This window comes from Rhodanobacter sp. FW106-HT46G03 (assembly GCF_058789895.1).
In genome coordinates this window covers 2481307-2502348 of the sequence record NZ_JBYTCC010000001.1, presented here as the reverse complement: position 1 = coordinate 2502348, position 21042 = coordinate 2481307, and the positions used below count along the sequence as shown (strand labels likewise).

22 protein-coding genes are annotated in these 21042 nt (G+C 67.0%); 16 read left to right on the top strand and 6 right to left on the bottom strand.

The features are described 5' to 3' along the window. Window positions 1–126 precede the first annotated feature (126 nt). From AC3WP6_RS11050 to AC3WP6_RS10990, 13 genes are all read left to right on the top strand, one after another. Window positions 127–1146, top strand: coding sequence for an N-acetylornithine carbamoyltransferase (locus AC3WP6_RS11050; protein WP_492627757.1), 1020 nt, complete (start codon window positions 127–129; stop codon window positions 1144–1146). Window positions 1147–1162: 16 nt separating this feature from the next. Beyond that, window positions 1163–1648 (top strand): OsmC family protein, encoded by a 486-nt coding sequence (locus AC3WP6_RS11045; protein ID WP_492627756.1) that lies wholly within the window; start codon window positions 1163–1165, stop codon window positions 1646–1648. A gap of 56 nt (window positions 1649–1704) precedes the next feature. Continuing rightward, the gene (locus AC3WP6_RS11040) at window positions 1705–2949 is read left to right on the top strand and encodes an argininosuccinate synthase (RefSeq protein ID WP_492627755.1); all 1245 of its coding nucleotides are present in this window, start codon (window positions 1705–1707) and stop codon (window positions 2947–2949) included. 32 nt (window positions 2950–2981) lie between these two features. Beyond that, window positions 2982–4094 carry an acetylornithine deacetylase gene (locus AC3WP6_RS11035; protein ID WP_492628687.1) on the top strand — a complete coding sequence of 371 codons (1113 nt, stop codon included), beginning with the start codon at window positions 2982–2984 and terminating at the stop codon, window positions 4092–4094. Then, window positions 4081–5403, top strand: a complete 1323-nt coding sequence (locus AC3WP6_RS11030; RefSeq protein ID WP_492627754.1) for an acetylglutamate kinase — start codon at window positions 4081–4083, stop codon at window positions 5401–5403. The genes AC3WP6_RS11035 and AC3WP6_RS11030 overlap by 14 nt, the downstream gene beginning before the upstream one ends. A gap of 9 nt (window positions 5404–5412) precedes the next feature. Continuing rightward, a complete protein-coding gene (gene argC / locus AC3WP6_RS11025) occupies window positions 5413–6366 on the top strand; it encodes an N-acetyl-gamma-glutamyl-phosphate reductase (RefSeq protein WP_492627753.1) in 954 nt (317 codons plus the stop codon). A 123-nt stretch (window positions 6367–6489) separates the two neighbouring features. Continuing rightward, the gene (locus tag AC3WP6_RS11020) at window positions 6490–7785 is read left to right on the top strand and encodes an argininosuccinate lyase (protein ID WP_492627752.1); all 1296 of its coding nucleotides are present in this window, start codon (window positions 6490–6492) and stop codon (window positions 7783–7785) included. Between the two features lie 8 nt (window positions 7786–7793). Then, the gene (gene proB / locus AC3WP6_RS11015; protein WP_492627751.1) at window positions 7794–8978 is read left to right on the top strand and encodes a glutamate 5-kinase; all 1185 of its coding nucleotides are present in this window, start codon (window positions 7794–7796) and stop codon (window positions 8976–8978) included. Beyond that, the gene (locus AC3WP6_RS11010; RefSeq protein ID WP_492627750.1) at window positions 8975–10240 is read left to right on the top strand and encodes a glutamate-5-semialdehyde dehydrogenase; all 1266 of its coding nucleotides are present in this window, start codon (window positions 8975–8977) and stop codon (window positions 10238–10240) included. Before proB ends, AC3WP6_RS11010 begins: the two co-directional genes overlap by 4 nt. An 872-nt stretch (window positions 10241–11112) precedes the next feature. After that, the gene (locus tag AC3WP6_RS11005; protein ID WP_492627749.1) at window positions 11113–12555 is read left to right on the top strand and encodes a cbb3-type cytochrome c oxidase subunit I; all 1443 of its coding nucleotides are present in this window, start codon (window positions 11113–11115) and stop codon (window positions 12553–12555) included. Beyond that, window positions 12552–13541: a cbb3-type cytochrome c oxidase subunit II gene (locus AC3WP6_RS11000; RefSeq protein WP_492627748.1), complete on the top strand. Its 990-nt coding sequence runs from the start codon at window positions 12552–12554 to the stop codon at window positions 13539–13541. Before AC3WP6_RS11005 ends, AC3WP6_RS11000 begins: the two co-directional genes overlap by 4 nt. Before the next feature lie 12 nt (window positions 13542–13553). Next, entirely contained in the window at window positions 13554–13718 is a 165-nt protein-coding gene (locus AC3WP6_RS10995) for a hypothetical protein (protein WP_492627747.1), read from the top strand. Between the two features lie 11 nt (window positions 13719–13729). Then, entirely contained in the window at window positions 13730–14194 is a 465-nt protein-coding gene (locus AC3WP6_RS10990; RefSeq protein WP_492627746.1) for a cytochrome C, read from the top strand. A gap of 55 nt (window positions 14195–14249) precedes the next feature. On the opposite strand, the gene kynU is transcribed toward AC3WP6_RS10990, so the two are convergent. From kynU to AC3WP6_RS10970, 4 genes are all read right to left on the bottom strand, one after another. Then, window positions 14250–15527 (bottom strand): kynureninase, encoded by a 1278-nt coding sequence (gene kynU / locus AC3WP6_RS10985; RefSeq protein ID WP_492627745.1) that lies wholly within the window; start codon window positions 15525–15527, stop codon window positions 14250–14252. A gap of 3 nt (window positions 15528–15530) precedes the next feature. Beyond that, window positions 15531–16049 (bottom strand): hypothetical protein, encoded by a 519-nt coding sequence (locus AC3WP6_RS10980; protein WP_492627744.1) that lies wholly within the window; start codon window positions 16047–16049, stop codon window positions 15531–15533. Between the two features lie 114 nt (window positions 16050–16163). Further along, window positions 16164–16727: an elongation factor P-like protein EfpL gene (efpL, locus tag AC3WP6_RS10975; RefSeq protein ID WP_492627743.1), complete on the bottom strand. Its 564-nt coding sequence runs from the start codon at window positions 16725–16727 to the stop codon at window positions 16164–16166. Between the two features lie 119 nt (window positions 16728–16846). Further along, complete coding sequence (locus AC3WP6_RS10970) at window positions 16847–17614, bottom strand: SDR family NAD(P)-dependent oxidoreductase (RefSeq protein WP_492627742.1); 768 nt, start codon at window positions 17612–17614, stop codon at window positions 16847–16849. A gap of 206 nt (window positions 17615–17820) precedes the next feature. Between AC3WP6_RS10970 and AC3WP6_RS10965 the strand changes: the two genes are divergently transcribed. Next, a complete protein-coding gene (locus AC3WP6_RS10965) occupies window positions 17821–18309 on the top strand; it encodes an RcnB family protein (RefSeq protein ID WP_492627741.1) in 489 nt (162 codons plus the stop codon). A 39-nt stretch (window positions 18310–18348) separates the two neighbouring features. Here the strand turns inward: AC3WP6_RS10965 and AC3WP6_RS10960 are convergent, their stop codons facing one another. Beyond that, window positions 18349–18837: a GNAT family N-acetyltransferase gene (locus tag AC3WP6_RS10960; protein ID WP_492627740.1), complete on the bottom strand. Its 489-nt coding sequence runs from the start codon at window positions 18835–18837 to the stop codon at window positions 18349–18351. A gap of 64 nt (window positions 18838–18901) precedes the next feature. On the opposite strand from AC3WP6_RS10960, the gene AC3WP6_RS10955 reads away from it, so the two are divergent. Then, entirely contained in the window at window positions 18902–19537 is a 636-nt protein-coding gene (locus tag AC3WP6_RS10955; RefSeq protein WP_492627739.1) for a glutathione S-transferase family protein, read from the top strand. After that, window positions 19471–20022, top strand: a complete 552-nt coding sequence (locus tag AC3WP6_RS10950) for an NUDIX hydrolase (RefSeq protein WP_492627738.1) — start codon at window positions 19471–19473, stop codon at window positions 20020–20022. Before AC3WP6_RS10955 ends, AC3WP6_RS10950 begins: the two co-directional genes overlap by 67 nt. Here the strand turns inward: AC3WP6_RS10950 and AC3WP6_RS10945 are convergent. Then, on the bottom strand, window positions 20006–20929 hold the full coding sequence (locus AC3WP6_RS10945) for a hydroxymethylglutaryl-CoA lyase (RefSeq protein WP_492627737.1): 924 nt from the start codon (window positions 20927–20929) through the stop codon (window positions 20006–20008). The genes AC3WP6_RS10950 and AC3WP6_RS10945 overlap by 17 nt on opposite strands. Window positions 20930–21042 lie beyond the last annotated feature (113 nt).

The following is a 21042-nucleotide window of genomic DNA, read 5'->3' as shown; positions in this document are numbered from 1 at the left end:
GCCATCCGGCCGGGTAGGCTGTCGCACGCTTTTGCACTGCGCATCGACGAAAACCCGGCCCCTCGGCCGGGTTTTCGTGTTTCAGGGGTTTGCCCGCCGCAACATCCACCATCGGAACGTTTGCCCATGACCATTCGCCACTTCATCACCACCCAGGACTGGAGCCGCGCCGAGATCGACGCGCTGCTCGACGATGCGGCGGCGTTCAAGCGCTCGCCGGTCGGCAGCCAGTTGGCCGGCAAGGCGGTGGTGCTGCTGTTCTTCAACCCCTCGATGCGCACCCGCACCAGCTTCGAGCTGGGCGCGTTCCAGCTCGGCGGCCACGCGGTGGTGCTGCAGCCCGGCAAGGATGCGTGGCCGATCGAGTTTGCGGAAGGCACCGTGATGGACGGCGACGCCGAGGAGCACGTGAAGGAAGTGGCGCGCGTGCTGAGCCGCTATGCCGATCTCATCTGCGTGCGCGCCTTCCCCAAGTTCAGGGATTGGTCGGTGGACCGCGAGGACCAGGTCATCAAGGCGTTCGCGAAATACGCGACGGTGCCGGTGATCAACATGGAAACGATCACCCACCCGTGCCAGGAGCTGGCGCATGCGCTGGCGCTCAGGGAGCACCTGGGCGACCTGCGCAAGAAGAAATACGTGCTGACCTGGACCTATCACCCCAAGCCGCTCAACACCGCGGTGGCCAATTCCGCGCTGCTGATCGCCACCAAGCTCGGCATGGACGTGACGCTCCTGTGCCCCACGCCCGACTACGTGCTGGACGAGCGCTACATGGCGTTTGGCCGGCTGAATGCGCAGGAGAATGGCGGCTCGCTCACGGTGAGCCACGACATCGACGCGGCCTACAGCGGCGCCGACGTGGTGTACGCGAAGAGCTGGGGCGCGCTGCCGTATTTCGGCCAGTGGGAAAAGGAGAAACCCATCCGCGACCAGTACCGGCACTTCATCGTCGACGAGGCCAAGATGGCGCTCACCAACCACGCGGTGTTCAGCCATTGCCTGCCCTTGCGGCGCAACGTCAAGGCCACCGACGCGGTGATGGACGCCCCGTACTGCATCGCCATCGACGAGGCGGAAAACCGGCTGCATGTGCAGAAGGCGGTGATGGCGCGGCTCGCCGCCCTCGCTGGCAACGGCAAGTAGGCAAGCGGAGTACGACATGGCGTTCGAGCATCGCTATCGGGTCGAGGTGGAGTGGACGGGCAACCGCGGCAGCGGGACTTCCGCGTATCGCGCGTACGACCGCGACCACGTCATTCGCATCGACGGCAAGCCCGAGCTGGCCGGCTCGGCCGACCCCTCGTTTTTCGGCGACCGGGCAAGGTACAACCCGGAGGACATGCTGCTGTCCGCACTTTCCGCTTGCCACATGATGAGCTACCTGCACATGGCGACCGTGGCCGGCGTGGTCGTCGTCGCCTATGTCGACCATGCCGAGGCGACGATGGCGACCGCGGGCGAGGGTGGCCATTTCGTCGAAGCCGTACTGCAGCCGGTGGTCACCATCAGCGCGGAGAGCGATCCCGCCAAGGCGCTGGCGGCCCATAACGCCGCGCACCACGCCTGTTTCATCGCCAATTCGGTCAATTTCCCAGTGCAGGTGGTGCCGCGGATCGAGAAGCCGGGATTCGAGATACGGGATTAGGGATACGCAAAAGCCAAAGCACGCCGCTCGCCACTTTCATTTACCCAGGAACCTCCATGTCATCTCAACCCGATTCCACGAATCCCCAATCCCATACCCCGGATGCCGGCTCCAAGGCCATCGTGCTCGCGTTTTCCGGCGGGCTGGATACCAGCTTCTGCGTGCCGTGGCTCAAGGAGCGCGGCTGGGCGGTGCACACGGTATTTGCCGATACCGGCGGCGTGAGCGACGAGGAGCGCGCGTTCATCGAGGCGCGGGCCAAGGAGCTGGGCGTGACCAGCCACGCCACGGTGGATGGCGGGTCGGCGATCTGGAACGGTTTCGTCAAGCCGTTCGTGTGGGCGGGCGAGGCGTACCAGGGGCAGTATCCGCTGCTGGTTTCGGACCGCTACCTGATCGTGGAGGCGGCACTCAAGCGCGCCGCCGAGCTCGGCACGCGCGCCATCGCGCACGGCTGCACCGGCATGGGCAACGACCAGGTGCGGTTCGACCTCACGGTGAAGTCGCTCGGCGACTACGAGATCGTGGCGCCGATCCGCGAGATCCAGAAGGAGCACACGCAGACCCGCGCCTACGAGCAGAAGTATCTCGAAGACCACGGCTTCGGCGTGCGCGCGAAGCAGCAAAGCTACACCATCAACGAGAACCTCTTGGGCGTCACCATGTCCGGCGGCGAGATCGACGCCTGGCAGGCGCCCCGCCCCGAGGCGCGCGCGTGGTGCAAGCCGCGCGCCGAATGGCCGTCCAAACCGCTCGCGGTGAAACTCCGCTTCGAACATGGCGAGGCGGTTGCGCTCGACGGCGAAAAGCTCGCGGGGCACAAACTGCTGCAAAAGCTCAACCACCTGTTTGCGCCGTATGGCGTGGGCCGCGGCGTGTACACCGGCGACACCACCATTGGCCTCAAGGGCCGCATCATCTACGAGGCGCCGGGGCTGATCTCGCTGCTCACGGCGCATCGCGCGCTGGAGGAGGCGGTGCTGACCAAGCTGCAGAACCGCTTCAAACCCGAGGTGGCGCGCAAGTGGATCGAGCTGGTGTACGAGGGTTTCTTCAAGGACCCGCTCAAGACCGACCTCGAGGCGTTCCTCGCATCGAGCCAGGCCAAGGTCAACGGCACGGTGACGCTGGAAACCGCCGGCGGCAGCATTGGCGCAGTGGCGGTGGAATCGCCGCACATCCTCGCGGCGAAAGGCGCCACCTATGCGCAATCCGCCGACTGGGGCGTGGCCGAGGCCGAGGGCTTCATCAAGCTGTTCGGCATGAGCTCCACCTTGTGGGCGGAGGTCAACCACCCGTGAGCAAGGGCGAACTTTTCGTTATCCGCGACTGGATGCTGCTGGATGCCACGCTCAAGCATCTGGCGGCGCTGGTGGCGTTCGACACCCGCAACCCGCCGCGTGCGATCGGCACTGACGGCATCTTCGATTACCTGCGCGCGCAGTTGCCCGGCTTCGATTTCACCCTGGCCGACCACGGCGCCGGCGCGGTGAGCCTGTACGCGCGGCGCGGCAACCCGAAGCTGCTGTTCAACGTGCATCTGGACACCGTGCCCGACTCGCCGGCGTGGACGCGCGATCCGCACGTGCTCGCGGTGGACGCCGACCACGCCACCGGCCTCGGCGCGTGCGATATCAAGGGTGCCGCGGCAGGCCTGCTGTCGGCGGCGAACACCACCACCGGCGACATGGCGATGCTGTTCACCACCGACGAGGAGGCGAATGATCCGCGCTGCGTCACAGCGTTTCTCGCCGCCTGCGAAGCCGGCACGCTGCCGAAGCCGGAAGCGGTGATCGTGGCCGAGCCCACGCGCAGCAAGGCGGTGCTGGCGCATCGCGGCATCCAGTCGGTGTTGATGAAATTTGCTGGCCACGTCGGCCACGCCTCGGCCAAGCAGAAGCCGGGCGACAGCGCGCTGCATCAAGCCGTGCGCTGGGGCAACGCGGCGCTCGATTACGTGGAGTCGCAGGCGGCGGTGAAGTTCGGCGGCCTGCGCGGCCTGCGCTTCAACATCGGCCGCATCGAGGGCGGGATCAAGGCCAACATGATCGCGCCGGCGGCCGAGCTGCGCTTCAACATGCGGCCGCTGCCGTCGATGGACCCGGATGCGCTGCTGGCGACGTTCCGCGGCTTTGCCAGCGAAGTGGCCCCGGCGCATTTCGAGGAAACCTTCCGCGGTCCCTCGTTGCCGGCCGGGCCGGCCGAGCGTACCGAGGCGCGGCGCATCCAGGCGGAAATGCTGGCCGAAGAGCTGGGCATCACGGTCGGCGCGGCGGTGGATTTCTGGACCGAGGCCGCGCTGTTTTCCGCTGCGGGCTACCCCGCGTTCGTGTTCGGCCCGGGCGACATTGCGCAGGCGCATGCGGCGGACGAGTGGGTCGACCTGGCCCAGTTGCAGCAACACGCGGAAACCATTCAGGGAATCGTGAGCCGTGGACTCGCCTAAGCACTCAACCCGCAAGACCATCGTGCGCCTGCTGTCGGCAATGGGCAGCGCGAAGGAAATCCAGCAGTACCTCAAGCGCTTCTCCGAGATCGACGCCAAGCGCTTTGCGGTGGTGAAGGTTGGCGGCGCGGTGCTGCGCGACGAGCTGCAGGACCTTGCTTCCTCGCTCACCTTTCTGCAGCAGGTCGGCCTGACCCCGATCGTGCTGCACGGCGCCGGCCCGCAACTGGACGCGGAGCTGCACGCGGCGGGCATCGAGAAGGAAACGGTCAATGGCCTGCGCGTGACCTCGCCCAAGGCGCTGGGCATCGTGCGCCAGGTGTTCATGCAGCAGAACCTGAAACTGGTGGAGGCGCTGCAGGGCATGGATACGCGCGCGACCTCGGTCGCGGCCGGCGTGTTCATGGCGAGCTACCTCGACCGCGAACGGCTCGGCATGGTCGGCAAGGTGGAACACGTGAACCTCGCGCCGATCGAGGCCGGGCTGCGCGCCAATTCCATTCCCGTCGTCGCGAGTCTGGGCGAAACCCGCGAGGGCCAGTTGCTCAACATCAACGCCGACGTGGCCGCGAACGAGCTGGTGCGCGTGCTGCAGCCGTACAAGGTGGTGTTTCTCACCGGCACCGGTGGGCTGCTCGACGAACGCGGCAAGGTGATCGACTCGATCAACCTGTCGACCGAATACGAGACGTTGATGGCGCAGCCGTGGATCACCGGCGGCATGCGCTTGAAGCTCGAACAGATCGCCGACCTCTTGAACGACTTGCCGCTGACCTCGTCGGTGTCGATCACGCGCCCGGCCGAGCTGGCGAAGGAACTCTTCACCCACAAGGGGTCCGGCACGCTGGTACGGCACGGCGAGAAGGTGCTTCGCTACACGCGCTGGGCCGAGCTCGACCGCGAACGCCTGCGCGGGCTGATCGAATCGAGTTTCAGGCGCAAGCTGGTGGCCGATTACTTCGAGCACACCACGCCATATCGCGTCTACGTGAGCGAGAACTATCGCGCGGCGATGATCCTGACGCTGCAGGATGGCCTGCCGTATCTCGACAAGTTCGCCGTGCTCGACGACGCGCAGGGCGAGGGCTTGGGGCGCGCAGTATGGCAGGTGATGCGCGCGGAGAATCCGCGGCTTTTCTGGCGCTCGCGGCACAACAACCCGGTCAACATTTTCTATTACGCCGAATCGGACGGCAGCCTGAAGAAAACCCGCTGGAAGGTTTTCTGGTATGGCCTGGACGGCAATTTCGACACCATTGCGCGCTGCGTGGATTATTGCGAAGGGCACAGCCCGACACTGGTGGATTGAGGATCGACGATGACATCCGCAAAACAGACCGTAGGCATCGTGGGCGCGCGCGGCTACACCGGCGCCGAATTGATCCGCCTGATCGCCGGGCACCCGGCACTGGAGCTCGCGTTTGTCTCCTCGCGCGAGCTGGATGGCCAGCGCGTGGCCAAACACAACGCGGCCTATCGCGGCGAGCTGCGCTACGAGAAACTCGATCCCGATGCGGTGGCAGCGAAGCGTGCCGACGTGGTGATCCTTGCGCTGCCCAACGGCAAGGCGGCGCCCTTCGTGGCGGCATTGGACAAGACGGCGCCGGAAACCTTGATCGTCGACCTGTCCGCCGATTACCGCTTCGACCCGGCGTGGTACTACGGCCTGCCCGAGCTCACGCGCAACAAGTGGCGCGGCGGCAAGCGCATCGCCAACCCCGGCTGCTACGCCACGGCCATGGAGCTTTCCATTGCGCCAGTGAAGGATCTGCTCGCCGCCCCGCCGGTGTGTTTCGGCGTATCCGGCTATTCCGGCGCCGGCACCACGCCATCGGACAAGAACAATCCGGAAAAGCTGCACGACAACCTGATGCCGTATGCGCTGGTTGGCCATGGCCACGAGAAGGAGGCCGGTTTTCAGCTCGGCATCCCGGTGGAGTTCATGCCGCATGTCGCGCCGCATTTTCGCGGCCTCACCGTCACCACCAATTTGTATCTGTCGAAGCCACTGAAGCGCGAGGAAGTCCTGGCACGCTTCCATCACGCCTACGACGGCGAACCTCTGGTGCGCGTCGGGGATGACGCGCCGTGGGTGAGCCGCGTCGCCAACACCAATCGCGCCGAAATCGGCGGCTTCACCCTCTCTGCCGACGGCAAACGCCTCGTCACCGTGGCTGCGCTGGACAACCTCCTGAAAGGCGCCGCGACCCAGGCGCTGCAGAACATCAACCGGGCGTTGGGGTTGGCTGAACTGACCGGGATTGGGGATTAGGGATTTGGGATTCGGACACTGCAGCTTCCCGCGTTGATGCCTTGTCGAATCCCCCATTCCGTATCTCGAACCCCGGCTTTACCGAATCTCCAATCCCGTATCCCGAATCTTGGAGTCAACCCCATGCCCCAACCCCTCTGGCAAAAATCCGGCATCCAGATCGACGCGCGGATCATGCGGTTCATGGCCGGCGACGACGTGCTGCTGGATCGCGAGTTTTTCCTCTGCGACATCACCGCCAGCAAGGCGCATGTGGAGGGGCTGGCGAATATCGGCGTGGTCAGCGCGGAGGAGGCCGCAGCGCTCAAGCGCGAACTGGACGCGCTGGCGGCGGATTTCACCCGCGGTGCCTTCGTGCTCGACGCGCGCTTCGAGGATGGCCATTCGGCGATCGAGGCACGGCTGACCGAGCGCCTCGGAGATGCCGGGCGGCGCGTGCACACCGGACGCAGCCGCAACGACCAGGTGCTGGTGGCAACGCGCCTGTGGCTCAAGGACAAGCTCGCGGCGCTGGACGTGGCGTGCCGCGCGATTGCGCAGGTGTGCCTGGAGCGTGCCGCGCAGCCGGCGATCCCGTTGCCCGGCTACACCCACCTGCAGCGCGCGGTGGTGTCGTCCACCGCGATGTGGTTTGCCGGGTTTGCCGAGGGCTTCATCGACAACGCGCTGCGCGCGCAGCAGACGCTGGCCTTGATCGACGCGAATCCGCTCGGCACCGCGGCGGGCTACGGCGTGAACCTGCCGCTCGACCGCGCACATACGACCAGGGCGCTCGGCTTTGCGCGCATGCAGGTGTCGCCGATCTACGCCCAGCTTTCGCGCGGCAAGTTCGAGCTGGCGGCGCTCGAGGCGTTCGCCTCGGCGTTGCTCGACCTGCGGCGCATGGCGTGGGATCTCTCGCTGTTCACCACGTCCGAGTTCGACTTCGTGCACCTGCCGCCGGAATACATCACCGGCAGCTCGATCATGCCGAACAAGCACAACCCGGACGTGGTGGAGCTGTTGCGCGCGAGCTACGCGATGGTGGCCGCCTCGCGCTGCGAGATCGAGCAGTTGTTGTCGTTGCCCAGCGGCTACCAGCGCGATCTGCAGTTCACCAAGGGGGCGTTGTGTCATGGCGTGCTGCATGGCCTGGGCGCGCTGGAGCTGGTGCCGGATCTCTTGACCCGCATGGCGTGGAACGAGCCGGCGATGCGCGCCGCGATCGAGCCGGCGATGTATGCCACCGACGTCGCCATCGAGCACGCCGCCGCCGGCGTGCCGTTCCGCGACGCGTATCGCGCGGCCGCCGAAGCCGCCGCCGCGGCCGGACAGGGGCGCACGCCGGAAGGCAGCCTCGCGGCACGCATGTCACCCGGTGCGAGCGGCGACTTGCGACTGGACGAACTCGTGGCGCGCCTGCGCGCGCTGGATCACTAGGAGCCGCCATGGCGCAGGGGAGCAAAACGGACGAACGCCACGCGTTGCCGGCGCAACCCTTGCCGGCATGGCGGCGCGCCGTGCTCAAGGTCGGCAGCAATCTTTTGGCGGCCGATGGCGGCGGCCTGACCAAGCAGCACGCGTCGGCGCTGGCGGCGTTCATCGCGGCGAGCCAGGTGCAGGGCCGCGAGGTGGTGCTGGTGTCTTCCGGTGCGGTTGCCGCCGGGCGCGCGCGCTTGCGCGAGTACGCGCGCAACCCGGGCGAACTCGCCGCGCGACAGGCGCTGGCCGCGCTCGGCCAGGCGCCGATGGTGGCGTTGTGGCAATCGCTCTCGGTGCGTCCGGTGGCGCAGGTGCTGCTGACCCACGACGACCTGCGCAACCGGCGACGCTACCTCAATGCGCGCGCAACGCTGCGCGAGCTGTTGCGGGTCGGCGTGCTGCCGGTGGTGAACGAAAACGACACCGTGGCGGTGGACGAGCTCAAGGTGGGCGACAACGACAATCTCGCCGCGATCGTTGCTGCGCTGGTCGACGCCGACCTGCTGCTGATCGCCTCCGACGTGTCGGCGCTGTACGACGCTGACCCGCGCGCACATGCCGATGCCACGCCGGTGTTGCAGATTCCCGCGCTGACGCCGGAGATCTTGGCCATGGCCGGCGAGGCCGGCAGCACGGTCGGCACCGGCGGCATGCGCACCAAGTTGCAGGCCGCGAAAAAGGCCGCCGCAGCCGGCATTCCCACCGCACTGTTCAACGGGCGCGAGGTGGACACCGTGCGTGCACTCGAACGTGGCGAGCTGCATGGCAGCCTGTTTGCGGCGAGCGCCACGCGACCGCATGCGCGCAAATACTGGCTGCGGCACGCGCCAGCCGCGGCCGGGCGCATCTGCGTGGATGCCGGCGCTGCGCGCGCGCTGGTCGGCGGAAGGGTGTCGCTGCTGCCCGGCGGCGTGCTCGGCGCCGAGGGCGAGTTCCACCGTGGCGATCTGGTCGAAATCGTCGGCGTCGACGGCGCTGGCGTTGCGCGCGGCCTGTGCCATTACAACGCCGCCGAGGTGCGTCGGCTCGCCGGCCATCACACGCGCGAAATCGTCGAAGTACTTGGCTACAGCTACGGCGACGAGGTGGTGAATCGCGACGATCTCGTCGTCACCCGCGTTCCCACCCCCCACGAGGAGTTGTCCGTATGAGCACGATCCGCGATCAAGCCGCCGCCTGTCGCGCTGCGGTACCGGCAATTGCCGCGCTGGACAGCGTCGCCAAGCGTGACCTATTGCGCGCGATGGCCAACGAGCTCGAAGCGCGCCGCGATGCCGTGCTCGCCGCTAATGCCGAAGACATGCGCGCCGCCGAAGCGAAGGGCGTGCAGGGCGCCATGCTCGACCGCCTGCGGCTCGACGCCGCGCGCATTGCCGGCATCGCCAACGCGCTGCGTGAAGTGGCCGAGTTGCCCGACCCGGTGGGACAGGTGACCCGCAGCGAGACGCGGCCCAACGGCATCCGCGTCGAACGCGTGCGCATCCCGCTCGGCGTGATCGCGATGATCTACGAGGCGCGCCCCAACGTCACGGCCGATGCCGCGGCGCTGTGCCTCAAGGCCGGCAACGCGGTGATCCTGCGCGGCGGTTCCGAGGCGATCCACTCCAACCTGGCGATTGCCGCGGCGCTGCACGTGACGCTGGCAAAACACGGCCTGCCGGAGGCGGCCGTCACCGTGCTCGACGACCTTTCGCGCGAGGCGATGATCGAACTGCTGCAATTGAGCGACCTGGTCGACCTCGCGATTCCGCGTGGCGGCGAAGGCCTGATCCGGTTCGTCACCGAGCACGCGCGGGTGCCGGTCATCAAGCACTACAAGGGCGTGTGCCACCTCTACGTGGATCGCGCCGCCGATCTCGACCTGGCGCTCGACCTGCTGGTCGACGGCAAGACCTCGCGCCCCGGTGTATGCAATGCGCTGGAAACGCTGCTGGTGCATCGCGATGTCGCCGCGGAGTTCCTGCCGCGGGCGGCCGCGGCATTGCGCGCCCGTGGCGTGGAGCTGCGCGGCGACGACGCCAGCCGCGCGCTGGTGCCGGACATGCACGCGGCGACCGACGCCGACTACGCCGCGGAATTCCTCGACCTCATCATCGCCGTGCGCGTGGTGGACGATCTCGACGCGGCGATCGAACACATCCGCCGCTACGGCTCCGACCACACCGAAGTCATCGCCACCGGCGACGACGCCGCCGCGCGCCGCTTCGTGCAGGCGATGCGCTGTGCCGTGGTGATGGTCAACGCCTCCTCGCGGTTTTCCGACGGCGGCGAGCTGGGCCTGGGCGCCGAGATCGGCATCTCCACCACGCGCCTGCACGCCTACGGCCCGATGGGCGCCGAAGCGCTCACGATCGAACACTTCGTGGTGCGCGGCGAGGGGCAGGTGCGGCACGCGGCGTCGAGAGGTTCTTAGCTGGCGCGGGTAATGGGCTGTCAATGTACACCGCCGTGTCCGGGAGTCGGTTGTGGCGGCGGCGGGCTTTGGGACATGTCGGTGCGCTGGCTTGTCGGCATGGCATCAGAGCGGTTTCGTGCGCCCTGCGGGCGCGCGAGCTACTTTCTCTTTGCTTGCCCAAAGAGAAAGTAGCCAAAGAGAAACGGCACCCTGCGGCGGCGCTTTTTGCCCATCCGTGGGCAAAAAGTGCGTGAGGCGGGGCCGGGCTTTTCGAGCGGGCATCGTGCCCGCGCGAAAAGGCGAGGCCATCCCTGGCCTCGCCCGCTGCGCGGCTTTTCCGCCCCTGCCTCACCGCCACCGAGGGGCCCCGGGGAAAGCGGCGCGCATCGTGCGCGCGAGAAGCAACGGCAAAAGCCAGAGCCAAAGCCCAAATGCCGGATTGCTTGAGTCTTGCCTTCGATCTCCGAACATTTGTCGGCGTGCGTACCTGATCGCGGGGAGACGAAGGTGTGCTTCGCTCCCTTGAAAGGGCGAAGCACCACGCGGTCGACCCTGTGGCGAAACGACGCAGCGGCGCGCGCTGTCGCAAGCTCTTGCAAGCGCGCCACGCGTCATTGCGCTGTGGTTTTGCCGGCGCCGGATGGACGGCCAAACGTGCATGTCCGCTTGACGCAACCATGACCTTGCGCGAGCTCTACTTGCGCGTCGAGTGTGGAGAAGTGCGGCAACAACGCGTGTCCGGGCACGAAATTGCGGCTGATGTGCGGCAAGACAATGCGCAGGTGCCGATCTAGACTCGAACGTCTTGGCGTCATGCGTCGGCATGACTGCGACCTCGACACGCGCCTCGGCGACGTGTGCCGGATACTGATCTGGAAGGAGAGGAACCCATGGCCGTCACCGCGCAGGACATCGATATCGGGCGAACCGGCAGCGCGGGATCGGGAGGGGAGGCAGCCAACGAGGACCCGGCACTGGCTGCGCTGTTCAAGGCTTACGTCGTCTGCGCTACGGTGTGGCTGCTGTTCGGCACCGCAGTCGGTTTGTTGCTCGCGTTCAAGTTCGGTGCGCCGGACTTCTGGGCGGCCAAATACCTGACCTTCGGGCGCCTGCGCCCGATCCATACCAACGACGTGTTCTACGGCTTTGCGAGCCTCGGGCTGGTGGGCACCGCGTTGTACGTCACCGCGCGCAGTTGCGGCACGCGGCTCTACAGCACGCGGCTGGCGTGGATCGGCCTGTGGCTGTTCAACATCGCCGCGCTGGCCGGCACCATTGCGCTGGATCTCGGCTACAACTGGGGCGATCTGGAATACCGCGAGTGGCCGTGGCCGATCCGGCTGGTGTTCTTCATCGCGCTACTGGTGACGGTGTGGAATCTCCTGGCCACGATCGCGCGACGCAGCTCGCACGACATCTACCTGTCCAACTGGTACATCATCGGCGGCTTTTTGTGGACCTGCGTGATCTGCCTGGTGGCGATCCTGCCGTGGTACCAGAAAGGCCTGGGGCAGGTGGCGATCTCCGGCTACTTCATGCACAACGCGGTGGGCATGTGGTTCACGCCGCTGGCGCTGGGGCTGTTCTACTACGCGATACCGAAGGTGCTGAACCGCCCGATCTACTCCTACGCGCTGGGCGTGCTCGCGTTCTGGACCAACCTGATCTTCTATCCGATGCTGGGCGGGCACCACTTTTTGTTCAGCCCGCTGCCGTGGTGGCTGCAGACCACCGCGATCATCTGCAGCGTGGGCATGCTGATACCGGTGCTGGGCGGCAGCGCGAACTATCTTCTGACCATGCGCGGGCGCTATCACGGGCGCATCGAGTCGTACCCGCTGGCATTCCTGTTCATCGGCGTGCTGGGGTACCTGATCGGCTCGACCCAGGGCACGGTCGAGGCGTTGCGTTCGCTGCAGGCGATGTGGCACTTCACCAGCTTCACCGTGGGCCACTCGCACCTGACGATGTACGGCTTCGTCACGTTTGCGGTGTGGGGCGGCATCTATGCGCTGCTGCCACTGGCCACCGGCAAGAACCCGGGGCGTCTCGGCGTGGCGATGCATTTCTGGCTGGCGCTGGTGGGGGTGACGATCTATGTGGTGGCGCTGTCCATTGGCGGCTCCATCCAGGGGCTTGACTGGATCCGCGGCCTGCCGTTCATCCAGTCGGTGATGGACATGAAGCCGTATTACCTGTGGCGCGGCGTGGGCGGCATCCTGATGTTCCTGTCGCACATCGTGTTTGCGTGGAACGTGTGGCGCATGACCGCCGGCCAGCCCGGCAACGCACCCTCGCCCATCATGGAGCCCGAAGGGGAGGTGGCGGCATGAACAACATGACCCGGAAGATGTGGGCCATCTTCGGCGGTGCCCTTGCCCTGTACGTCGTGATCGTGCTGCTGATCGCGGTGATTCCGGCCATTGTCGAATCGCGCATCCCGCCCGGCCCCGGCGTCGTTCCGCTGACGCCGCTGCAGGAGGAAGGCCGCCAGGTGTTCGCCAGCAATGGTTGCGACTATTGCCACACCCAGCAGGTGCGGCCGATTCCGGCCGACAAGGTGTTTGGACGTCCATCCGCGCCGGGCGATTTTGCCTACCAGACGCCGGAGCTGCTCGGCTCCGAGCGTACCGGCCCCGACCTCACCAATGTCGGCCAGGCCAAGCCCAGCGACGTGTGGCAGTACATCCACCTGTACGATCCGCGCGCGGTGGTGCCGGAGTCGATCATGCCGAACTTCAAGTTTCTGTTTCGCGTGGTGGACCAGTTGCCGGCGGGGGAAACGGCCGTACCGGTGCCGGCGGCATTCGCGCCCAAGACCGGGCACGTCATTCCGACCCAGAAGGCGAAGGCGCTGGTGGCGTACCTGCTGTCGCTGAAACAGGCGACGATCCCGGGCTACGTGCCACCGGCCGCGGCGACGCCTGCCGCCGCACCGGCGGCCGCGGCGGGTGCCGCGCCCGCGGCCGCCGGCGGTTATGCGTATGACGCGGGCAAAGGCAAGTCGCTGTTCGAGGCCAATTGCTCGGCTTGCCACCAGTCCACCGGTGAAGGCGTGCCGGGCGCGTTCCCGCCGCTCAAGGGCAATGCGGCCGTGGACAACGCCGACCCAACGCTGCACCTGCACACCATCCTGCATGGCGCCAGCGGCGTGACCATCGGCGGGGTGAAATACACCAGCGTGATGCCGCCGTTTGCCGGCACGCTGAGCGACGACGACATCGCCAACATCGCCAATTACGAACGCTCCTCGTGGGGCAACCACGCCAAACCGGTGACGGCGGACGACGTGAAAGCGCTGCGCGCCAGCGGCAAGTGACGGGAGGTTGTCATGCAGAACATGTTGATGGGGCCGATGTGGGGCATCATCGCGGTGGCGACCGTCGTCGGCCTGGTGACGCTGGCTTGTTTCATCGCGATGTTCCGGTACCTCACGCATCCCGGTGAGCACAATCCGGATCATCCGAAGTATTCCATCCTGCGTCGGGACCGCTGAAGGGAGTTGTCATGTCCAATCCACACGTACGCGTTTATCTCGACGACGAACCAAACCCGGTCATCGACCACGAATTGCCCACCCAGCTCGAACTGGATACCCGCCAGCTGACCGACGGCCCGCACCGGATCGTGGTGCGCGCCGAAGACCGTAACGGCATCGAGGGGTTCGAGGAGATTGCTTTTCACGTGCAGAACGGCCCCGGCATCATGGTCACCGGCCTGCGCCCCGGCTCCACCCAGAGCGGCAAGGTGCATCTGAAAGTGGACGCCTTCAGCGCTAGCGACCCGTTCGACCCGCGCCGCGCCGAAGCGCGCTCGGCGATCCCGACTTGGGTCTGGGTGCTGTTCCTGTTCGTGGTTGCCTGGATCATCTTCTACGTGGCAACCGAGTGGGCCATTCCTGCCGACATGCGGAGCACGCCTACGTACGGCACGCCGGCAGCCACGACGCCGGCTACGCCGCCGGCGGGCTGATTCATGCGGGGCGAAATGTCTCAAGCCTCCAGCGGTGACGCCAGAGGCCTGTTTTTCAGTGTTTGCTCCAAGCCTGCACGGCGTGGGTGAACGCGAGGCAGTCGGCGTAGCGGTTGTACAGCGGCGTGGGCGCGACGCGGATCACGTCCGGCTCGCGCCAGTCGCCAACAATGCCATGTGCCACGAGGTGATCGAACAGTGCGCGGCCGCGTTCGCGCCCGGCCCGTACGCGGAGTGACAGCTGCGCACCACGGCGTTCGGGTTCCGGTGGCGTGACAACCTCGAGCAGGTCGCCCAATTGGGTGACGACCAGCCATTCGAGATAGCCGGTGAGCCGGCGGGATTTCGCCACCAGCGCCGGCATGCCGGCGCGCTGGAAGAGTTCCAGCGAAGCGCGCAGCGGCGCCAGCGCGAAAATCGGGGGGTTGGAAATCTGCCAGCCTTCGGCGCCCGGTGTCGGCTGAAACTCAGGCCGCATCAGGAACCGCGTGGCTTCGTCGTTGCCCCACCAACCAGCCAGCCGCGGCAGGTCGGCACGCGCGTGGCGCGCATGCACGAACGCGCCCCCCACTGCGCCGGGGCCGGCGTTCAAATACTTGTAGTGGCACCACACGGCAAAATCGACATCGGCGTCGTGCAGCGCCAGCGGCAGGTTGCCGACCGCGTGCGCCAGGTCGAAGCCGACCATGCAGCCGTGGCGATGGGCGAGCGCCGTGATCGCCTTGAGGTCGAATGCCTGGCCGGTGCGGTACTGCACGCCGGGCAGCAATACCAGCGCGATCCGCGCGCCGTGTTCGTCCAGCGCGCGTTCGATGGCGGCGAGCGAGAGCGTGCCATGGGGCTCGTCGGGTTCCAGCTCGATCAGCGCCTCGGCGGGATCGAAACCATGGAAGCGCACCTGCGAGGCCAACGCGTAGCGGTCGGTGGGAAACGAGCCGGCTTCGGCGAGGATCGCCGGACGCTCGCGCGTGGGGCGATAGAAGCTGGCCATCAACAGGTGCAGGTTCACGCCGAGCGTGTTCATCGCCACCACCTCAGAGGGCAGCGCACCGACCACCTCGGTCAGCCCGTCGCGTACCGTCGCCTGGTAGCTGAGCCACGGCGTAGTGCCCTTGAAATGGCCTTCGACCGCGTTTTCGGCCCAGCTTTGCAGTTCGGCGTCGAGTACCCGGCGCACACCGCGCGGCTGCAGGCCGAGCGAGTTGCCGCACAGGTAGACGCCGTCGCTGCCGGCATGCGACGGGATCAGGAATTCGTCGCGCAACGCGCGCAGCGGATCGGCCGCGTCGGCGGCAGTGGCCCAGGCGGCGGTGGCTGCAAACGAGGCGTCCATGGCTTATTTCAGCCGTGCGGCAATGGCTTCGCAGCCACGGTCGAAAGCCGTGCTCCAGGCGGAGCCGGCCTGCGACTGCTGCGGGCGCAGGCAGCGCAGCTGGATGGCGTGGCCGGCGTGGTACCAGTACATCTCGCGATAGGTGGCGGTGATGCCGGATTCACGCGCAGTGTAGCTCGCGCTGTCCGGCGAGCTGGCCTTGGCTGGCTGGTAGCCGGGCAGGGCCGCGGCCTTGGCGGTCGCTTCGCTCACCCACGATGCAAACCCCTGCGGGCTCGGCATCTGCTGCACCGTCACCGTGACGCGCGCAAGCAGCGTGTGGCCGGTGGGCGAAGGGTCGGGAACCTGGAAGGCACGGATTTCCGGGTCGCCATCGGTTTCAAGAATCTCCATCCAGCCATTCGGCGTGGCGAAGTGCACGCTGCCGCCGGCCATGCTGACCTCGGCGGCTGGCGCCGACGCGGCGGCAAATAGGCTGGCGACCAAGGCCGCGGCAAGGAAGGAAATGCGCAAGCTGGGCATGCGATGGCCTCGTTCGGGGTTGGGCGCGCCGCGGCAGCGTGGCACGGAAGTGGTGCAAGGATAATCCGCCGGTGGGCGCAGCGTCCGGGGCCGCGTCACATTGATGGCGGTGTTTCAGGCACGCCCGGCAAATTCGCCGGTCAGGGTGTTCACCCAGACCTTCTCACCGGTGCTGATGTAATCCGGCACCTGGATTTCCACCCCGGTGTTGAGCGTGGCCGGCTTGGTGCGCTTGGTGGCGCTCCCGCCCTTGAGCTCCGGGGCAGTGTCGGCCACGGTCAGCAGCACGCTGGTGGGCACCTGCAGCGCCACCGGCACGTCGTCGATAAGCTGCACGTAATAGCCTTCCAGATCCTCGACGATGTACCCCGCGCTGTCACCGACCAGCTCCGGGCCGAGCACGTACTGGGTGTAATCCTCGGCATCCATGAACACGAACGCCGCGTCGTCCTTGTACGAGAAATTCGCCGCACGCCGCACCAGATCCACTTCCGTCAGGTCGTCCTCGGCGCGCAGGCTGAGGTCGTGCTTGCGCCCGCCGGGGATCGAATACAGGGTGAACCGGAACGTGACGTTGCCGCCGCGGGCTGTCGGCGCGCTGCGCTCGATGTCGCGCACCTGATACACCGCGCCGTCGTGTTCGACGACGTTGCCTTTCTTGACGTCGGAAGCTTTCATGGTTGGTAGCCGGGATTGGAGATTGGGGATACGGGATTCGAAAATGCCGGAGCGCGGGATGCGGGAGGATGCGAGATGCGGGCTTTGGCGAATCCCGAATCCCGTATGCTCAATCCTGGCTATTTGGCCGCCAGCCGCACCGCGCCGTCCAGCCGGATCACTTCGCCGTTGACGTAGCGGTTGGTCAAAATGAAGGCGACGGTTTGCGCGAATTCTTCGGGTTTGCCGAGGCGCGACGGGAACGGGATGGAAGCGGAGAGCGCTTCCTGCACCTGCGGCGGCATGCCGTCGACCATTGGTGTCCAGAACACGCCGGGCGCGATGGTGGCGACGCGGATGCCGAAGCGCGCGAGCTCGCGTGCCATCGGCAGCGTCATGCCGACGATGCCGCCCTTGGAGGCGGAGTACGCCGCCTGGCCGATCTGGCCTTCGTAGGCGGCAACGGATGCGGTGTTGACGATCACACCGCGCTCGCCGTCCTCGCCGGGTGCGTTGCCCTGCATCAGCGCCGCACCGGCCTTCGCCACGTTGAAGCTGCCGACCAGGTTGACCATCACGGTGGTGGCAAAGGTGGCCAGCGGCATCGGCCCGGTCTTGCCGAGCACGCGCCCGGCGCCGAGGATGCCGGCGCAGTTCATCACCAGGTTGAGCCCGCCCATCGCCTCGCGTGCGGCCGCGATGTTGGCCGTGACGGCTGCTTCGCTGGTGACGTCGGTCTTGAAGAAGTGGGAGGCGGCGCCGAGCTCCTTGGCGGCGGCCTGGCCCTTCTCTTCGTTGACGTCGAACAGCGCCACCTTGCCGCCCTGCGCGACGACGAGTTGCGCCACCGCGTGGCCGAGCCCGGAAGCGCCGCCGGTGATGACTGCCTTGACCTGATCGAGTTGCATGGGATCCCTGAAACGGATGCGGAAAGGCGCTCATTTTAGCCGAGTGGCGGCCGTGGCTGCTGGCTGAACGCGAAGCTTGCCGGGCAATGGTGGTTCACGCCGAGTTGCGACGCCAGAGACGATTTTGTACCGGGCCGTGCTGGAAAGTCGGGCGACGGCATGCTGAAGTGCAGGCGGGTTCCAGGTTCCATCAGGCGGAGATCGACATGAAGAAGCTGCAAGGGCTGGCTGTCGCATGTGGCGTGATGCTGATGTTGGCCGGTGGCACGGCGCTGGCGCAGGACCATGGTCACGGGCATGGCCGGGGGCACGATCGTCAGCAACAATATGATGGCTATCAGGGGCGTCACGATGGCGATCAGGGACGTGGCTACGATGATGGCGGTGGCCGCTACGTGAGTTACGACCAGGGCGACGATCGTGGCCACGGTCACGGCCGTGGCCACGGGCGCGGTAATGCCTATGGCCACTACAAGAGCTGGGGCGACCGTGGCCGCCATGAGGGCTGGTACAAGCGCGGCGGCTACCTGCCGGTGGAATATCGCAGCACCCGCTACGTGGTGTATGACTGGCGCGATGCCCGCCTGCGCGAGCCGCCACGCGGCTACCACTGGGTGCGCAGCGACGACGGCGCCTTCCTGCTGGTGGCGATCACCACCGGCATCATTGTCAACATCATTGCCTCTGGCCAATGAGCCCTGCCGGCCGACCGGGCATGCACCGGTCGGCCGCGCTCACAGCTCGCGCAGGTACCAGCGGTCGCAGCCGCCGTGGCCGGTGGCGCCCAACGCGTGGTCGATGCGGGTAAAACCGCTGCGCAGGTACAGCGCTTGCGCGGCATCCATGCCGGTCAGGGTTTCCAGATAGCAACGGCGAAACCCCAGCGCACGCGCGGTGTCGAGGCAGCGCGCCATCATCGCGGTGCCCGCGCCGATGCCGCGCGCGGCCGGCAGGAAATACATCTTGCGCAGTTCGCAGGTGTCGGCATCGCCGCCGTCGAGCGGTGCAATGCCGGCGCCACCGACGACGTTGCCGCCCATTTCCAGTACGAAATAAGCGTGCCGCGGCAGCGTGTACGCGGTGCTCATGGCGTCGACCTCGGCATCGTGAATGGCAAAGCCGGGACCATCGGCGCCGAAGGCGGGCATCACTCGGCGGATAACGGCGGCCACTGCAGCGTTGTCGCGTGGTTCGATCGGGCGGATCAGGAATGCAGGGGACATGGATCAGGGTAAGGCGGAAAAGACGTCGATATAGTGTGCGCGTTGCCGAACCGGGAGTCATGCCGTGCTGCTTTACGATGCCATCAGCCCCGCGCCGCGCTGCCTGCGCATGTTCATTCTCGAAAAACAGCTGCACCTGCCGGCAGTGAAGGTGGACGTGATGCGCGGCGAGAACCGTGAGGCGGCGTATCTTGCCGCCAACCCGGCCGGCCAGACGCCGGCATTGCGGCTGGACGACGGCACCACGCTGGCCGAGGCGGTGGCGATTGCCGAGTATCTGGAGGAGCTGCACCCCGAGCCTTCGCTCATCGGTCGCACGCCGGAGGAACGCGCGCAGACGCGCATGTGGTGGCGGCGCGTCGAGCTCAACGTCACCGAGTTCATCCACAACGCGTTCCACTATGCGGAAGGCCTGCCGCGCTTCACGCCGCGTATTCCGGTGGCGCCGGAGGCGGCGCAAGGGTTGAAGCGCATCGCGCAGGATCGTGTCGCCTGGCTGGACCGGATGTTCGGCGATGGCCCGTACCTGTGCGGCGAGCGCTTCACGGCTGCCGACATCTGGCTTTACGTGTGGCTGGATTTCGGCGCCGGCGTGCAGCAGCCGTTCGATCGCCGCCTGCCGAAAATCGGCCCGTGGTTCGAGCGCATCGCCGCGCGGCCGACGGCGGCCGCCAGCCGCAACCTGCTGGCCACGTCGTGATGGCGGGCGAGGTGCGGCGCAGCTTGCCGGTGCGCTGCGGCATGGTTGCCGTCGTGGCGCTGCGTGCCGCCGGCGACGCCACGCGCATGCTGGTCGCGCAACGCGCCAGTCCGCACCTGCACGGCGTGTGGAGCTACATCGCCGGCCACGTCGACGCCGGCGAAACCGGCGCGCAGGCGGCGCTACGCGAGCTGCGCGAAGAGACCGGGCTGGTGCCCGATGCGTTCTACGCCACCTCGTTTTGCGAAACCTTCTACGCCGCCGAGGCGGACGCCATCGAGGTGGTGCCGGCGTTCGTTGCCCACATTGCCGAAGGCGCCAAGGTGGTGCTTAACGCCGAGCATGCGGCGTACCGCTGGGTGCCGCCGGCAAAGGCTGCCGCGTTGCTGCCGTTTGGCAGTCAGCGCGAGCTGTTGGCGCACGTGCAACGCGAGTTCATCGCGCGTGCGCCGTCGCCGTTTCTGCGCATCACGCTTCCCCGCTGACCGCCTGCGGGCCGCTGCGCGCACGGTTGACCAGGCTTGCGGTCGGCTTGTGCAACTGGCCGGCGAGCCAGGCGCCGGTGGCAATCAGAAGCTCCAGATTGACGCCGGTGTGCATGCCCAGGCCATCGAGCATGTACACCACGTCCTCGCTCGCCACGTTGCCGGTGGCGCCCTTGGCATACGGGCAGCCGCCGGTGCCGGATACCGAACTGTCGATGACCCGCACGCCTTCGTCGAGGCAGGCAAGGATATTCGCCAACGCCTGCCCGTAGGTGTTGTGGAAATGCACGGCAAGCGCCGTCATCGGCACTTCCCCGGCAACCGCGTGCAGCATCGCGCGTGCCTTCGCCGGCGTGCCGACGCCAATCGTGTCGCCGAGCGAAATCTCGTGGCAGCCGAGCTCGTGCAGGCGGCGCGCGACGCGCACCACGTCACTGACCGGCACCTCGCCCTGGTACGGGCAGCCGAGCACGGTGGAAACGTAGCCGCGCACGGCGATGCCGTCGGCTTTCGCACGGTCCAGCACCGGCAGGAAACGCTCAATCGATTCGTCAATCGAGGCGTTGATGTTTTTGCGGTTGAACGCCTCGCTGGCGGCGGTGAACACCGCGATCTCGCTGGCGCCGGCCTTGCGTGCGCGCTGGTAGCCGGTGAGGTTGGGTACCAGTACCGGGTAGCTCACGCCCGGCACCTTGCGGATGCCGGCGAGCACCTCGGCCGCGTCGGCCAGTTGCGGCACCCACTTCGGGCTGACGAAACTGGTTGCCTCGATGGTCTTCAAGCCGGTGGCGGACAGCCGGTCGATCAGCGCGATCTTGGTCGGCGTCGGCAGCATGGTCTTTTCGTTCTGCAGCCCGTCCCGGGCGCCGACCTCGACGATGCGCACGAATGAATCAGTGGTGGTCATGGTTACTCCAGCATGGGCCGTTCGGGCCATCGCGATGCCAAGCGCGGCGTCGGCGCGCCTCGCCGCCCCTATCGGCCAGCGTGGCGCGCGCGCCGTCTTGCGCGTGTGAGAAA

Bases quoted from the DNA above. Each gene is read 5' to 3' on its own strand.
- AC3WP6_RS10945 (WP_492627737.1), bottom strand. From the start codon at position 20,929: ATGACCACCACTGATTCATTCGTGCGCATCGTCGAGGTCGGCGCCCGG.
- efpL (WP_492627743.1), bottom strand. From the start codon at position 16,727: ATGAAAGCTTCCGACGTCAAGAAAGGCAACGTCGTCGAACACGACGGC.
- AC3WP6_RS11000 (WP_492627748.1), top strand. From the start codon at position 12,552: ATGAACAACATGACCCGGAAGATGTGGGCCATCTTCGGCGGTGCCCTT.
- AC3WP6_RS10960 (WP_492627740.1), bottom strand. From the start codon at position 18,837: ATGTCCCCTGCATTCCTGATCCGCCCGATCGAACCACGCGACAACGCT.
- AC3WP6_RS10990 (WP_492627746.1), top strand. From the start codon at position 13,730: ATGTCCAATCCACACGTACGCGTTTATCTCGACGACGAACCAAACCCG.
- AC3WP6_RS10995 (WP_492627747.1), top strand. From the start codon at position 13,554: ATGCAGAACATGTTGATGGGGCCGATGTGGGGCATCATCGCGGTGGCG.
- AC3WP6_RS10980 (WP_492627744.1), bottom strand. From the start codon at position 16,049: ATGCCCAGCTTGCGCATTTCCTTCCTTGCCGCGGCCTTGGTCGCCAGC.
- AC3WP6_RS11020 (WP_492627752.1), top strand. From the start codon at position 6,490: ATGCCCCAACCCCTCTGGCAAAAATCCGGCATCCAGATCGACGCGCGG.
- AC3WP6_RS11035 (WP_492628687.1), top strand. From the start codon at position 2,982: ATGCTGCTGGATGCCACGCTCAAGCATCTGGCGGCGCTGGTGGCGTTC.
- AC3WP6_RS11045 (WP_492627756.1), top strand. From the start codon at position 1,163: ATGGCGTTCGAGCATCGCTATCGGGTCGAGGTGGAGTGGACGGGCAAC.
- kynU (WP_492627745.1), bottom strand. From the start codon at position 15,527: ATGGACGCCTCGTTTGCAGCCACCGCCGCCTGGGCCACTGCCGCCGAC.
- AC3WP6_RS11010 (WP_492627750.1), top strand. From the start codon at position 8,975: ATGAGCACGATCCGCGATCAAGCCGCCGCCTGTCGCGCTGCGGTACCG.
- proB (WP_492627751.1), top strand. From the start codon at position 7,794: ATGGCGCAGGGGAGCAAAACGGACGAACGCCACGCGTTGCCGGCGCAA.
- AC3WP6_RS11005 (WP_492627749.1), top strand. From the start codon at position 11,113: ATGGCCGTCACCGCGCAGGACATCGATATCGGGCGAACCGGCAGCGCG.
- AC3WP6_RS11050 (WP_492627757.1), top strand. From the start codon at position 127: ATGACCATTCGCCACTTCATCACCACCCAGGACTGGAGCCGCGCCGAG.
- AC3WP6_RS10965 (WP_492627741.1), top strand. From the start codon at position 17,821: ATGAAGAAGCTGCAAGGGCTGGCTGTCGCATGTGGCGTGATGCTGATG.
- AC3WP6_RS11040 (WP_492627755.1), top strand. From the start codon at position 1,705: ATGTCATCTCAACCCGATTCCACGAATCCCCAATCCCATACCCCGGAT.
- AC3WP6_RS10970 (WP_492627742.1), bottom strand. From the start codon at position 17,614: ATGCAACTCGATCAGGTCAAGGCAGTCATCACCGGCGGCGCTTCCGGG.
- argC (WP_492627753.1), top strand. From the start codon at position 5,413: ATGACATCCGCAAAACAGACCGTAGGCATCGTGGGCGCGCGCGGCTAC.